13 protein-coding genes and 1 tRNA gene are annotated in these 13,419 nt (G+C 66.9%); 7 read left to right on the top strand and 7 right to left on the bottom strand.

The annotated features are described in order from the left end of the window. Positions 1 to 74 precede the first annotated feature (74 nt). From ACFFDA_RS29230 to ACFFDA_RS29220, 3 genes are all read right to left on the bottom strand, one after another. Positions 75 to 713 carry a TetR/AcrR family transcriptional regulator gene (locus ACFFDA_RS29230; protein WP_404480739.1) on the bottom strand — a complete coding sequence of 213 codons (639 nt, stop codon included), beginning with the start codon at positions 711 to 713 and terminating at the stop codon, positions 75 to 77. A gap of 97 nt (positions 714 to 810) precedes the next feature. After that, entirely contained in the window at positions 811 to 2,271 is a 1,461-nt protein-coding gene (locus ACFFDA_RS29225) for a DEAD/DEAH box helicase (protein ID WP_404480738.1), read from the bottom strand. Between the two features lie 182 nt (positions 2,272 to 2,453). Further along, on the bottom strand, positions 2,454 to 3,110 hold the full coding sequence (locus ACFFDA_RS29220; protein ID WP_404480737.1) for a hypothetical protein: 657 nt from the start codon (positions 3,108 to 3,110) through the stop codon (positions 2,454 to 2,456). A gap of 156 nt (positions 3,111 to 3,266) precedes the next feature. On the opposite strand from ACFFDA_RS29220, the gene ACFFDA_RS29215 reads away from it, so the two are divergent. Both ACFFDA_RS29215 and ACFFDA_RS29210 read left to right on the top strand, forming a co-directional pair. After that, a complete protein-coding gene (locus ACFFDA_RS29215; protein ID WP_404480736.1) occupies positions 3,267 to 4,706 on the top strand; it encodes an FAD-binding oxidoreductase in 1,440 nt (479 codons plus the stop codon). A 167-nt stretch (positions 4,707 to 4,873) separates the two neighbouring features. Continuing rightward, on the top strand, positions 4,874 to 5,647 hold the full coding sequence (locus ACFFDA_RS29210; protein ID WP_404480735.1) for a SapC family protein: 774 nt from the start codon (positions 4,874 to 4,876) through the stop codon (positions 5,645 to 5,647). Positions 5,648 to 5,974: 327 nt separating this feature from the next. Here ACFFDA_RS29210 and ACFFDA_RS29205 read toward each other — a convergent pair whose 3' ends face one another. Continuing rightward, the gene (locus tag ACFFDA_RS29205) at positions 5,975 to 6,919 is read right to left on the bottom strand and encodes an N-formylglutamate amidohydrolase (RefSeq protein WP_404480734.1); all 945 of its coding nucleotides are present in this window, start codon (positions 6,917 to 6,919) and stop codon (positions 5,975 to 5,977) included. A gap of 163 nt (positions 6,920 to 7,082) precedes the next feature. On the opposite strand from ACFFDA_RS29205, the gene cpdR reads away from it, so the two are divergent. Both cpdR and ACFFDA_RS29195 read left to right on the top strand, forming a co-directional pair. Continuing rightward, positions 7,083 to 7,457 (top strand): cell cycle two-component system response regulator CpdR, encoded by a 375-nt coding sequence (gene cpdR, locus ACFFDA_RS29200; RefSeq protein WP_404480733.1) that lies wholly within the window; start codon positions 7,083 to 7,085, stop codon positions 7,455 to 7,457. Between the two features lie 154 nt (positions 7,458 to 7,611). Then, positions 7,612 to 7,686: transfer RNA gene (locus ACFFDA_RS29195), tRNA-Val, on the top strand. A gap of 152 nt (positions 7,687 to 7,838) precedes the next feature. Here the strand turns inward: ACFFDA_RS29195 and ACFFDA_RS29190 are convergent. Further along, on the bottom strand, positions 7,839 to 8,600 hold the full coding sequence (locus tag ACFFDA_RS29190; RefSeq protein ID WP_404480732.1) for a crotonase/enoyl-CoA hydratase family protein: 762 nt from the start codon (positions 8,598 to 8,600) through the stop codon (positions 7,839 to 7,841). 146 nt (positions 8,601 to 8,746) lie between these two features. Between ACFFDA_RS29190 and ACFFDA_RS29185 the strand changes: the two genes are divergently transcribed. Continuing rightward, a complete protein-coding gene (locus tag ACFFDA_RS29185; protein ID WP_404480731.1) occupies positions 8,747 to 9,970 on the top strand; it encodes an NADP-dependent isocitrate dehydrogenase in 1,224 nt (407 codons plus the stop codon). Between the two features lie 124 nt (positions 9,971 to 10,094). Here ACFFDA_RS29185 and ACFFDA_RS29180 read toward each other — a convergent pair whose 3' ends face one another. Both ACFFDA_RS29180 and ACFFDA_RS29175 read right to left on the bottom strand, forming a co-directional pair. After that, the gene (locus ACFFDA_RS29180) at positions 10,095 to 10,940 is read right to left on the bottom strand and encodes a TauD/TfdA dioxygenase family protein (RefSeq protein ID WP_404480730.1); all 846 of its coding nucleotides are present in this window, start codon (positions 10,938 to 10,940) and stop codon (positions 10,095 to 10,097) included. Positions 10,941 to 11,085: 145 nt separating this feature from the next. Beyond that, a complete protein-coding gene (locus tag ACFFDA_RS29175) occupies positions 11,086 to 11,712 on the bottom strand; it encodes a TetR/AcrR family transcriptional regulator (RefSeq protein ID WP_404480729.1) in 627 nt (208 codons plus the stop codon). Between the two features lie 99 nt (positions 11,713 to 11,811). On the opposite strand from ACFFDA_RS29175, the gene ACFFDA_RS29170 reads away from it, so the two are divergent. Continuing rightward, positions 11,812 to 12,882 carry a PA0069 family radical SAM protein gene (locus tag ACFFDA_RS29170; protein ID WP_404480728.1) on the top strand — a complete coding sequence of 357 codons (1,071 nt, stop codon included), beginning with the start codon at positions 11,812 to 11,814 and terminating at the stop codon, positions 12,880 to 12,882. Positions 12,883 to 13,133: 251 nt separating this feature from the next. Then, entirely contained in the window at positions 13,134 to 13,406 is a 273-nt protein-coding gene (locus ACFFDA_RS29165) for a hypothetical protein (RefSeq protein WP_404480727.1), read from the top strand. The last annotated feature ends 13 nt before the right edge of the window (positions 13,407 to 13,419 follow it).

Raw genomic sequence — 13,419 nt, 5'->3', positions numbered from 1 at the left:
GTCGCCGTGATCGCGTCCCGGCCACCGGGTCCAGACTTCACGACGATCACGGCGAAAGGAGCGGAGCCGACGCCCTAGATCCGACCGTTCGCCTCGATCCCCTCGATCACGAAGGCGGCGATGGCCTCGCGTATCTCTTCCTCTCCCGCAAGGCCGGGCGGGAACAGCCAGTCGCGGAACATGAGGTTGGCCAGCACCGCCGCGAAGGACACCCGCACCATCAGTTCGGGCGACACGCGCGGCTGGCCGCCCACGCGGGCGGACATCATCGCCTTGCCCTTGTCGAAATAGGCCTTGAGCCCGTCGAGCGCGTCGATGCCCCCGGTGGCCTCGGGCGAATAGGCGTTCGCCACGACCAGCGACAGGAACATCCGCGAATGCCGCGCCATGAAGTCCTGCAATTCACCGATATAGGCCCGGGCAAGGTCCTTGCCGTCGCGCGCCGATGCCGGATCGAAGCCGGTGCGGGCCTGGAAATCGGCGAAATGGCGGTTGAGCGGGGTGAAGATGGCCGCCTGGAACAAGTCCTGCTTCGAGGCGTGGAAGCGGAAGATCTGGGCCTCGGTCACGTCCGCGCGCCGGGCGATGGCGGCCGTGGTGGCGCCGGAGTAGCCGGAAAGCTCGAATTCCTCGGCCGCCGCTTCGAGGATACGGTCGGCCACTTCCTCCGACGAGCGGCGGCGGCGCCGGGCTTTTGGTTCGATGCTCGCCAATCCGCTCCCTTTCCCGTTCGATGCGCAGGCATGGGCGCATGCCCCCAACCGTCTGCCGGGTCAGGCCCGGGACGACGGGGGCAATTTCAGGAGAGCGTCAGCCCAGCGCCGAGACGTTGAGGAATTCCGGTACCGGACCGTTCCAGCTACCATCCTCGCGGACGACGACCGGCGCGGCATCGCGGCGACGCGGCGCCCGCTCCTCGGCAGCACGCTCGCGGCGCGGTTCCTCGGCACGCGGTTCGCGGCGCGGTGCGCGTTCGGGACGCGGCTTGCGCTCGGGGCGCTCCTCGATCACTTCGGGGGCTGCGACCACTTCGGCAACAGGCTCGGCGGCCTTGCGCGGTTCGCGCTTGGCACGCGGCTCGCGCTTGGGCTTCTCTTCCCGCTTCGGCTTGTCGTCGCGGCGGGGACGCGCCTCGGCGGCTTCCACGACTTCACCGGAGCCCAGTTCGTAGATCGGGATCGGGCCGCCGGTCAGTTTCTCGACGTTGGCGATCGCCTCTGCGTCCTCGGGAGCGACGAACGTGAAGGCACGGCCGGTGGCGCCGCCGCGGCCGGTGCGGCCGATGCGGTGGACGTAGTCGTCCGGGTGCCAGGGCGTGTCGAAGTTGAAGACGTGGCTCACGCCCTTCACGTCGAGACCGCGCGCGGCGACGTCCGACGCGCACAGGATGCTGATGTCACCCGCCTTGAAGCGTTCCAGTTCCGCGTTGCGCGAGGCCTGGTCCATGTCGCCATGGATTTCGCCGGCCGAGAAACCGTAGCTCTTCAGGCTCTTGGCCAGTTCGCGCACGGTGGTCTTGCGGTTGGCGAAGACGATCGCGGTGGTGACATTGTCGGTCTTGAGGATCTGGCGCAGCGCCTCGCGCTTGCCGCGCGAGGACACCGCGACCTTGTGCTGGACGATGCTGGTGTTGTTCGAGGCCGGGCGCGCGACCTCGATGTACTTCGGGTTCGTCAGGAAGCGGTCGGCCAGCTTCTTGATGACCGGGGGCATCGTGGCGGAAAACAGCAGCGTCTGGCGGTTGGCCGGCAGCTTCGAGCAGATCGTCTCGATGTCGGGGATGAAGCCCATGTCGAGCATGCGGTCGGCCTCGTCGATGACGAGCAGTTCGCAGCCCGTGAGCATGATCTTGCCACGCTCGAACAGGTCCATCAGGCGGCCCGGGGTGGCGATCAGCACGTCGACGCCGGCCGACAGCGCCTTGAGCTGGTCGCCCATCTGCACGCCGCCGATCAGCAGCGCCATCTTCAGGTCGTGGTTCTTGCCGTACTTCTCGAAGTTCTCGGCCACCTGCGCCGCGAGTTCGCGAGTCGGCTCCAGGATCAGCGAGCGCGGCATCAGCGCGCGGCGGCGGCCGTGCCCGAGGATGTCGATCATCGGCAGGACGAAGGCGGCGGTCTTGCCGGTGCCGGTCTGGGCGATGCCGATGATGTCCTTCATCATCAGCACGGGCGGGATCGTCTGCGCCTGGATCGGAGTCGGCTCGGTATAACCGGCGGCCTCGACCGATTGGAGCAATTCGTCAGACAGGCCGAGATCGGCAAAGCTCATAGGCGTTTGGTTTTTCCGGAAAAAAGGATAACGGAGCGATCGGGATCGGGGCCGGGCGCAAGGCCCTGTCGCGAAGTCTTCCGCTCGACAGTGGGCCCTTTGCGGGAAATGCCCTCAAAGTCAAGGAATTCCGCGTCCGCCAGTTCGGCCCGGCGGTTCGGCCAACGCTTGCGCGGCCGGCTTCAGTGATCCTGTTCGATCAACTCGCGGATGCGGGTGAGCTTGCAGTTCATGCCGTTGCGCGAAAGCAGCGTGTCCCGGTCCACGCAAATGCGCCCGTCCTCGCTCGGCTCCAGCAGGAATCCCGAATAGAAGTCGCGGGCGCGGCACGAACGGTCCAGCTCGGCGCTGACGACGCGCCGGTCGCGCATGAACAGGAGCAGGCGGTTGGCGCGATCGGGCCGGACGCTGGCGATGCCCGCGATCGAGAGGCACTTGCCGATCTTGCGCTCGGTGAGCTGGGGGACGCCATCCCCGCCCGGCATGCCCACGAGCATGTCCGGCAACGGCATGGTGGCGCGCGGGGTGATGCGAATGGTCATGCGCTGCTCGATGCGGATCTGCCAGGCGTCCTGCGGCAGGGCATCGCGCAACAGGCGCGCCGCGATCGGCGAAGCGGTGGAATAGGCCGGAAGTTCGTAGCTCGGCCAGACGTAAGCGGCAGGCGGGATTTCGACGGGCTTGCGTTCGGCCCGCCCCTGCACACCATCCGAAACCGGGCCCGAACCCGGCCCCGCATCCCGGCCCGAAACCGCACCCTGCCCCGGCGCGACATCGGTCGCGCCGGCCGCCGGAAGCAGCAGCAGGACGGGATACAGGAGGGCCGTGGCCAAATTCATTCTCGATCGTGTTCCCGGACATCGGCACCGAAGCATTTCGGCATGCCGACATGTCCCCCATACGGCAAGAGCTTGAACCGGCGCTTAACTCTCCCAGCATCCATGCGACACCAAGCGATGCATTTATGCCACGCGGCAGATGAAACCGGGCGCGGCATGTGCCATATCGCCGGCATGACCGCACCGCTTCGCTTCCTCGACGCCGCCTCCGCGCTCCTCGGCCCACGCGGCCTGACCATCGACCCCGAACTGGTCGACCCCTGGCTCACCGACTGGCGCGGCCGCTTCACCGGGCGCGCCCGCGCCCTCGCCTCGCCCGCGAACGTCGCGGAACTGGCCGCGTTGGTTCGCCTTTGCGGCGAGCATGGCGTGCCGATCGTGCCCCAGGGTGGCAACTCGGGCATGTCCGGCGGGGCGACGCCCGACCAGAGCGGCGATGCACTGCTCCTGTCGCTGCGCCGGATGAACGCCATCCGCGCAATCGACACCGAGGCCCGCCGCGTCACGTGCGAGGCAGGCGTCGTGCTCCAGACGCTGCACGAGGCGGCCGAGGCGAGGGATATGCGCTTCCCCCTGACCCTGGGCGGCAAGGGCTCGGCGACGGTGGGGGGGCTCATCTCCACCAATGCCGGCGGCTCGCAGGTGCTGCGCCACGGATCGATGCGGGCACTCGTGCTGGGTCTGGAGGCGGTGCTCGCCGACGGGCAGGTGTTCTCGATGCTCACCCCGCTGAAGAAGGACAATCGCGGCTTCGACCTCAAGCAGTTGCTGATCGGATCGGAAGGCACGCTGGGCATCGTCACCGCCGCCACGCTCAAGCTGCTGCCCGCCGTCGCCGAGCGGGTGGTGATCTGGGCCGGCGTCTCCTCGCTGCCCGCCGCGCGCGCGCTGCTGCTCCACTGCGACGACAGCGCCGGCGAGGCGCTCGAGGGCTTCGAGGTCATGCCCCAGGCCAGCATCGATGCGGTGAAGGAGCATATGCCCCAGGCCCGCGCACCGCTGGAAGGCCGCCACGCCTGGCACGTCCTGATCGAGGTCGTCGCCGACCGCGCCGGGGCGGCCACCTTGCGCGACGCCTGCGAGGCGATGATGGCCGATGCCTTCGAGAAGGACCTGCTGGACGATGCCGCGATCTCCGCCAGCGAGGCACAGGCCGAGGCGTTCTGGCTGATCCGCGAGACCGTCCCCGCCGCCGAGCGCGCGCGCGGGCCGGCGGTACAGCACGACATCTCCGTCCCGGTCGAGGCGATGCCGGCTTTCGTCGAGGCCACCGCGCCGATGCTCGAGGCCGAATTTCCCGGCACCGAGGCGATCGCCTTCGGGCACCTGGGCGATGGCAACGTCCATTACCACGTCATCGCCCCCGACGTGACCGATGGCCACGCCTGGAACGCCAACGAAGGCAAGGCGATCAGCCGGCGCGTGCACGACCTCGTCACCGAATGGGGCGGCTCGATCTCGGCCGAGCACGGCATCGGCCAGCTCAAGCGCGACGAACTGGCGCGGCTGGGCGACCCTGTGGCCCTCTCGATGCTGCGCGCGGTGAAGCAGGCGCTGGACCCGCAAGGCCTGCTCAACCCCGGCAAGCTGGTGTAAGGGCCCGCTGCTCCCTGTCGGCGCGGCCAATGGGGATACGCAGAGGATCAAGCCCACCCGTCCCGCGAATCGCCCAGACCGCAGGGACCCGTGCTTGCGCCGTTGTGGCCTAATCACTAAAGCCGTCGCCTTCGATAGACTGCCACACCCTCGCGGAGAGTATTGCAATGGCCAGCGCGCCTCAGAATCCAGCCCTGCCCCTGTTCTACAAGGACCTCATCCCGCTCAATTCGCAGCAGCATGCGAGCTGGAAGACGCGCCCCACCGACAAGGCGACCTGGCTCGCCGGGATCAATTCGGTGCCCCTCACGGTCGAGGAGTTCCCGCAGGCCCAGCGCAACTTCCCGATCATCTTCACGGCCGGCGCGGACCCGATCCCGCTTGTACTGATGGGCATGAACGAAGGCGTGAACGTCTTCGTGGACGAGGACGGCGGCGTGAACACGCCGGTCTACATTCCCGCCTACGCGCGCCGTTATCCGTTCATGCTGGCCAAGCTGCGCCAGGATGCCGACGAGCTTTCGCTCTGCGTCGACCCGACCAGCGATCTGGTGGGCGACCTCGAGGAGGGCGAGGCCCTGTTCGACGGCACCGAGCCGAGCCAGGCCACCAAGAACATGCTCCAGTTCTGCGAGAACTTCGAGATCGCCGGCACCAAGACCGCCAACTTCATGGCCGAGCTGACCAAGCACAAGCTGCTGATGGATGGCGAGCTGAACATCGACCTCGGCAACGGCCAGCCGCCCTTCAACTACCGCGGCTTCCAGATGGTCGACGAGAACAAGCTGCGCGAGGTCCGTGGCGACGTCCTGCGTACCTGGAACCAGAACGGCATGCTCCCGCTGATCTACGCGCACCTGTTCTCGCTTGATCTGGTTCGGGACATCTTCGGCCGCCAGGCAGCCCAGGGCAAAGTGCCGAACCTGCCGGTAAACGCCTGATTCACCATGCAAAGGGCGGGGTTATGACACTTTTGTCACAGTTCCGCCCAATTTTACCCCAGCGCTAATACATATCTGGACATTTTTCATAAGCGCTGCATGACGAATCACTTGAACTTTGGATGCGGGGTGCGTAAGTAGGTCTTGCCCGGCCGGCGCTACCCTCATGGCCCGTTCGGGTTGGTGCACCTCGTGCACCTCCTCCCTGAACCTTGGCCACCTCGCGCATCGCGCGAGGTGGTTTTTTATTGGGCGCCACAAATTGGCTCAGACGCCGTCGCGGGCCCGGTCCGCCGACGGCACCGCGCCCCGGCCATCCCCTTCGCGCTACTCGGCGGCCAGCGGCCAGCCCGGTCCCCGGTCCAGCTCGGCGACCACCGACGCGAGTCGACTCACCAGGCCGGACAGGTCCTCTATCATCGACGCCATGCCCGCGCCGGGCTCGACCAGCGCCGCGTCGAGATAACGGGCACGGTCGATCTCGACCTGCAAGGCATGGATGCCGCCGCGCGGGTCGGCGTGGCGTTCGAGCACATAGCCGCCCGCGTAAGGCCGGTTGTGCGCCGCCTCGCGCCCGCACTGGGCGAAGTGCGCGAAAGCGGCGGCCACGACGCTGCCATGGCACGCCGCGCCGAATCGGTCGCCCAGCACGATCTGCGCGCTGGGTACCCCGGGCCGCGACGACAGCGGCGGCATGGAATGCAGGTCGATCAGCAAGGCGGTGCCCCAGCGCTCCCGCAGAGAGGCCAGCACGCGGGCCAGCGTGGCGTGATAGGGTTCGTGGATGGCGGCGATTCGCTCGGCCAGGTCGAGGGCGTCGTGGCGACGGCGCCACAGCTCGCCCGCGCCCGGCAGGCGGCGCGGGATGAGGCCCAGCCCGCTGCGCGCACGGCGGCTGACCACCGGCATCCCGCCCGCCGGCCGCGACTCGCGCGCGAACATCTCCCAGTCGATGTCGTCGGGCGCGCGGTTGAGATCGATCATCGCGCGCGGCGCATGGGCCACCAGCAGGCTCGCCCCGGTGGCTTCGGCCACGCCCTGCGCGATGAGGTCGACATAGCGATCCTCGAGCCGCAGGACGACGCCGGCGCCGTGGCGCAAGTCGCGCAGGATCGAGGGTGGATAGATCCGGCCGCCATGCGGCGCCGCGATCACGACGGGGATCGCAGAGGGCTTGCGGTCGACGAGGACGAAGGCCGCAGCCCCCGGAGAGCCGGGAATCCAACCGCCCCTTTCGTCTTGCGAATCGCTCTCATCCGTTGGATCCATCATGGAAGGACGCTGTGCGTTTCGCGCGATTTAGTCAAAGCGTCCCGTTCCCGGTCACCGGCAAATCTGGACAAGAATTTTAACCGATGTCGCGGTATGGGCAGTCCCATAAAGACACGACGCGTCGCACGCATAGATAGAACAATACGAGACTGGACTTATCGCGATGATCCGCATCCTCCTCGCCGAAGACGACGACGCCATGCGCACCTACCTTGCGCGGGCGCTTCAGAACGCGGGCTACAGCGTGGTCGCTGTCGACCGGGGCACAGCAGCCATTCCCCACCTCAGGAACGACGACTTCGACCTGCTGCTGTCGGACATCGTCATGCCCGAGATGGACGGCATCGAGCTTGCGCAGAAGTGCGCGGAGATCTCGCCCACGACCAAAGTGATGTTCATCACCGGATTCGCCGCCGTCACCTTGCGCGCCAGCCGCGAAGCGCCGCAGGCCAAGGTCCTTTCCAAGCCCTTCCACTTGCGCGACATCGTTCTGGAAGTGCAGCGCATTTTCGGCCTCAGCGAGCACGCCACGCTGTAATTCCGTCCGCTGCAGGGGGCATGGGCCGGTGCCGATCGGACAGCCCACCCGCCAATTTCAAAAATCTTCATCAAGCCCCTTGCCACGACAAAAAACCGCAGCTAGAGGGCCAGTCCTCCGACGGGGACACCCACTCGGAGCGCTCGAATGGAATGGGCGTATAGCTCAGTGGTAGAGCACTATGTTGACATCGTAGGGGTCGCAAGTTCAATCCTTGCTACGCCCACCATTCCAGAAAACCCCGCAAGCCCAATGGCTTGGCGGGGTTTTTCATTTCTGGTCCGATTGTCGACGGGATCGTCGCCCCGGACTTGATCGGGGACGGCGGCATTTTCTACAGGGCTTTCGCCGGCGCCTTCCACCGGACTGTCGACACGCTCCTCACCGCCCCTTCCACAGCGGCGCCCGCTTTTCCGCAAAGGCCATGGCACCCTCCCTGGCATCCTCCGAGGCGAAGACCGGCGCGACGTAGGCGTTCTGGTGTGCGTTTATCTCCTCGACCGGCCAGAGCCACGAATCGCGCACGATTCCTTTCGAGGCCGCGACCGCCAGCGGCCCGTTCGCCGCGATCGTCCGGGCAAGGTCGCGCGCCGCTTCGATCGCCGGGCCATCGGTGACGCGATTGATAAGCCCCAGTTCCAGCGCCCGGCGCGCATCGATGGAATCGCCGGTCAGCGCCAGTTCCATCGCCAGGGGACGCGGCAGCAGGCGCGGCAGGTGCACCACCCCGCCCCCTGCCGCCACGAGGCCGCGCTTGACCTCGGGAATGCCGAAACGTGCGCCTTCGCTGGCGACGATCAGGTCGCAGGCCAGCGCCAGCTCGAAGCCGCCCGCCAGCGCCGGACCGTCGACGGCGGCGATGACGGGCTTGTCCGGCGTCCAGGTGCAGATGCCGCCGAAACCGCCGCGTTCGTCCACCGGCAGTTCGCCGCGCAGGAAGCCCTTCAGGTCCATTCCGGCGCAGAATGCCCCGCCCGCCCCGGTCAGGATCGCGCAGCGCAAGTCGGCGCGCGAATCGAGCAGGTCCATCGCCGCCCCGATCGCCTGCGCCGCCGCCCGCGTCATCGCATTGCGCTGTGCCGGACGGTTGATCGTCACTTCCAGGACGCCGTCCCGCTCGGCAACGAGTACCTCTTGTTCCATCCGCCGCTCCTCTCCTGCGATAAGTGACAGGCTGGGGGCCCGAACCCGGCCTGTAAAGCCGATATCGGCCCAGCCATGGCCTTGCCATGCGCCGCAGTGCTGCCTAGAGACGCGAGCAATTCTCACCCCAGGGGAGTCTTTTTAGAATGGCAAAGATCAAGGTTGCGAATCCCGTCGTCGAAATGGACGGCGATGAAATGACCCGCATCATCTGGCAGTGGATCCGCGAGCGTCTGATCCTCCCCTACCTCGACATCGACCTCAAGTACTACGACCTCTCGGTCGAGAAGCGCGACGAGACCGGCGACCAGATCACCATCGACGCCGCCAACGCGACCAAGGAATTCGGCGTCGCCGTCAAGTGCGCGACGATCACTCCCGACGAAGCCCGCGTCGAGGAATTCAGCCTCAAGAAGATGTGGAAGTCGCCCAACGGCACGATTCGCAACATCCTCGGCGGCGTGGTCTTCCGCGAGCCCATCGTGATCTCGAACGTGCCCCGCCTGGTTCCGGGCTGGACCGACCCGATCGTCGTCGGCCGCCACGCTTTCGGCGACCAGTACAAGGCCACCGACACCCTGATCCCCGGCGCCGGCAAGCTGCGCCTCGTGTGGGACGGCGAGAACGGCGAGAAGATCGACCTCGACGTGTTCGACTTCCCGGCTCCGGGCGTCGCCATGGCGATGTACAACCTCGACGAATCGATCCGCGACTTTGCGCGCGCCTCGTTCAACTACGGCCTCAACCTGGGCTGGCCGGTGTACCTGTCGACCAAGAACACCATCCTCAAGGCCTATGACGGCCGCTTCAAGGACCTGTTCCAGGAAGTATTCGACACCGAAGGCTTCAAGGAGAAGTTCGCCGAAGCCAAGATCATCTACGAGCACCGCCTGATCGACGACATGGTCGCCTCGGCGCTCAAGTGGTCGGGCAAGTTCGTCTGGGCCTGCAAGAACTACGACGGCGACGTGCAGTCGGACACCGTGGCGCAGGGCTTCGGCTCGCTGGGCCTGATGACCTCGGTGCTGCTCTCGCCCGACGGCAAGACCGTCGAGGCCGAAGCGGCGCACGGCACCGTGACCCGTCACTACCGCCAGCACCAGCAGGGCAAGTCGACCTCGACCAACCCGATCGCCTCGATCTTCGCCTGGACCCGCGGCCTCGCCTATCGCGGCAAGTTCGACGGCACGCCGGACGTCGTGAAGTTCGCCGAGACGATCGAGCGGATCTGCATCGAGACCGTCGAGAGCGGCAAGATGACCAAGGACCTCGCGCTGCTGATCGGTCCGGACCAGTCCTGGATGACCACCGAGCAGTTCTTCGAAGCCATCGTCGAGAACCTCGAGACGGAAATGGCCGCCTGGGCCTGATCTCCCGGGACCGGCGGCGCGAGCCGCCGGTCGTGGTTACGAAAAAGCCCGCCGACTCGGATGAGTCGGCGGGCTTTTTCCATCTTCACTCCTCCCCATTCCTTCGGAACCGGGAGGATTTGGATCATTCCACCGCCCAGGCTTCCTCGCCCTCCAGCTTGGTGCGGTGCATCATGCGGCCACACGTCGGGTCGTAGGCCTCGGCGCGGTGCATGGTGCCGGTGTTGTCCCAGATCACCAGATCGCCCACCGACCATTCGTGGCTATAGGTGAACTCCTCGCCCGTCGCCCATTCGCGCAGGCCGTGGATGATCCGCGCGCTCTCGAGGTGGTCGACGTCGAGGACATGATGGCAAGTGCACCCCAGCACCAGCGACTTGCGGCCCGACGCGTGCTTCCACACCAGGGGCAACACCTTCTCGCCGATGCCCTGCATGATCGCGAGCTTGGCGAGGCTCGGCTCGGGCTCGTAGTAGAACAGCGAAGCCCAGGGTGCGTGGAGCACGCGCATGTCCTCGTACTTGGCCTTGTCCTCGTCCGACAGCGCCTCGTAGGCGGCGTAAGTGTTGGAGAAGCCGGTGTTGCCGGTGCCCTTGGGGCTGGGCACCTTGCATGAGAGCAACGAGGCAAGGATCGGCACTTCGTTGCGGGTGCCGTCGATGTGCCAGTAGAGCGAGCCCTTGAGGTACTCGGCCGCAGCGGGGTTTTCCTTCGCGTCGAGCGTGATCTTGCTGGGCCCGCCGTCCGGGCCTTCCGGCGCATATTCGCCGAGCGTCTTGGTGAAGGCGATCTGCTCGGCGTCGTCGAAGTGGATCTGCGGGAAGACCAGGATGCCGCGCGCCTCGAGTTCCTCGCGCAGCAGCGGCCCGAGTTCCCCGCACAGCAGTTCCTCCTTGGAATTGAGGATGCGGCTGCCGATCTTCGGCTTGACGTGTTCGACCTTGAGCTGGGTCTTGGTGGCGACCGACATTTTGGACTCTCCCATAGTTCGGGCAGGATGTGAGAACGTTGTTATCACATCTCCGTCAAACCTGCGGGAGGGTCAAGCAGGGTCGCCTGCGGGCGCCGGTCGCGGGGCAAGTCACCGCCGACGCGGTATGTCGCAGGCGGCGGCCCTACTCGTCGGGGAGCGGCGCCGTCCGCTTGTCGAGCCCGGCTTCGACGGGCGCGAGCTTGTCGAGCCACATCTCGACGATTCGCATCGCCTCCGCATGGCCGGTACTCACGCCCAGGCCCTGCTCCATCACGATGGCCCGGCCGATCCCGGCAAGGACGAGGCTGAGGCCCGCCGCATCGAAGCCTTCGAGGCGGTCGATCCGGTCGCCCAGGATGCGCTTGAGGATATCGACCTGGCGCGCGCGCATTTCCTCGCTGTGCTGCGCCATGTAGGCCCGCACGGCCGGGCGGTGGTTCGCCAGTGCCATGAATTCGAGCGCCATCGCCGTACGGCTGGTATCGACGAAGAATCCCCAGAGCGCGCGCAGCGGATCCTCGGAGCCCAGCGCCTCCTCGATCATCCGGTCGCTGTCGGCCGCTCCCTGCCGCGAGACTTCGACGAGCAGGTCGTCGGTGGTCGGGAAATAGTAGTGCACCAACGACGGCTTGAGCCCGGCCTGCGTCGCGACGCGTCGCGTGCTGACGGACGCATAGCCCTCGTCGCGGATCAACTGGTTGGTCGCCTCGACGATGAGCGCCCGCGTCGCGGACGTCTCGGCTCCGACCCTGCGCACTGCGCCTGCCATCGTGTTTCCCCTTCGCCACCGGCCTAGGGGCGCGGCTTCCCAAGATCAACCGGCGAGGGATGGATTGACATTTGTTCTCTTTTTGTTCATTCGATGGCGATGGACGCGATCAAGGGCAGAGGTGCAGTCAGCGGCGCGACGAGCGCCCGGTTCAACCTGCCCGGGCGCGAGGCGGACGGGGATTGGCTCGACGACGTCGAGACGGTCGACGGCCTGGCCCGCCACCCGTTGACCACCGTGACGGAGGAGCATCCGCGCTCGATCCTCTCGTTCAACAAGTCGCCCGACGTGCCGTTCGACCGCTCCGTAAACGCCTATCGCGGCTGCGAGCATGGCTGCATCTACTGCTTCGCCAGGCCCAGCCATGCCTACCACGATCTCTCGCCCGGCCTCGATTTCGAGACGAAGCTGTTCGCCAAGCCGGCGGCAGCCAGGCTCCTGCGCGAAACGCTGGCCAAGCGCGGCTACAAGCCGGCGCCGATCGCCATGGGCACCAACACCGATCCCTACCAGCCGATCGAGAACCGCTACCGCATCACCCGCGAAGTGCTCGAACTGTGCCTCGACGTGCGCCATCCGGTGACGATCACCACCAAGTCCGACCGCGTGCTGCGCGACCTCGACCTGTTGCAGGAACTGGCCCGCCGCAACCTCGTCCACGTCGGCATTTCCGTGACCAGCCTCGATGCGCAGCTTTCGCGCAAGCTGGAGCCCCGCGCAGCCTCGCCGGCGAAGCGGATGGCGGCGCTCGGGCGGCTGGCGCAGGCAGGGGTGCCGGCGCACGTCTCGGTGGCGCCGATCATCCCGGCGATCACCGACAGCTTCATCGAGGCGATCCTGGAGGAAGCGGCGGCGAACGGCATCCGCTCCGCGACGTGGCTCGTGGTCCGCCTGCCGCACGAAGTCGCGCCGCTTTTCCGCGAATGGCTGGACACCCACTTTCCGGACCGCGCGGCCAAGGTCATGGCGACGATCCGCTCGATCCGCGGCGGACGCGACAACGACCCCGATTTCTTCACCCGCATGAGGCCGGAGGGCGTCTGGGCCGACCTGCTGCGCCGCCGCTTCCGCGTCGCCGCCACGCGCCTGGGCATCACCGGGCCGCACGTCGCGCTCGATTGCACGCAGTTCCGCAAGCCGGCGCTGGATGGGCAACTCTCGCTGCTGTGACGCGGTGTCGAGGCCATGGCCTCGTTCCCGGAAACGCTGTTCGCCAGCCCGGCAAATATTGCTCGTCATCCCCGCGCAGGCGGGAGCCCAGCCGAGGATAGCACAACACGAAAACTTGCCAGGCGGGTTCCTGCCTGCGCGAGAGACGCCGATATGGCCGGAGATGGAACGGGGTGCCTCGCTCCGGGGTTCGCAACCGCAAGGCGGCACGCGCGTTCCCATGGCCAGAAGACAACGGACAGGAGCCGCACATGGCCGACGAAACGATCGTTACCCCGCCCCCCGCGGATGCCCCGGCGACGCATACCACGATCATCCACGAAGCCCCGCCCCGCAGCAGCGGCCTGGGCATCATCATGGCGCTGATCCTGCTCGTCGTGGTGGCGGGCGGGGTCTACCTCTTCAGCCAGAATTCGAGCGAGAGCGCGAAGGACAACGCCATCGCCGAAGCCGCCAACAACGTGGGCAATGCCGCGACCAAGGTAGGCGACGCCGCCGAGGACGCAGTCAACACCAACAAGTAGGCATGCGCCTCGT

It is taken from the genome of Novosphingobium sp. BL-52-GroH, from assembly GCF_044813085.1.
Taxonomy (GTDB): Bacteria; Pseudomonadota; Alphaproteobacteria; order Sphingomonadales; family Sphingomonadaceae; genus Novosphingobium.
Note: the sequence above shows the minus strand (reverse complement) of the source record. Positions and strands in the feature narration are given on the sequence as shown.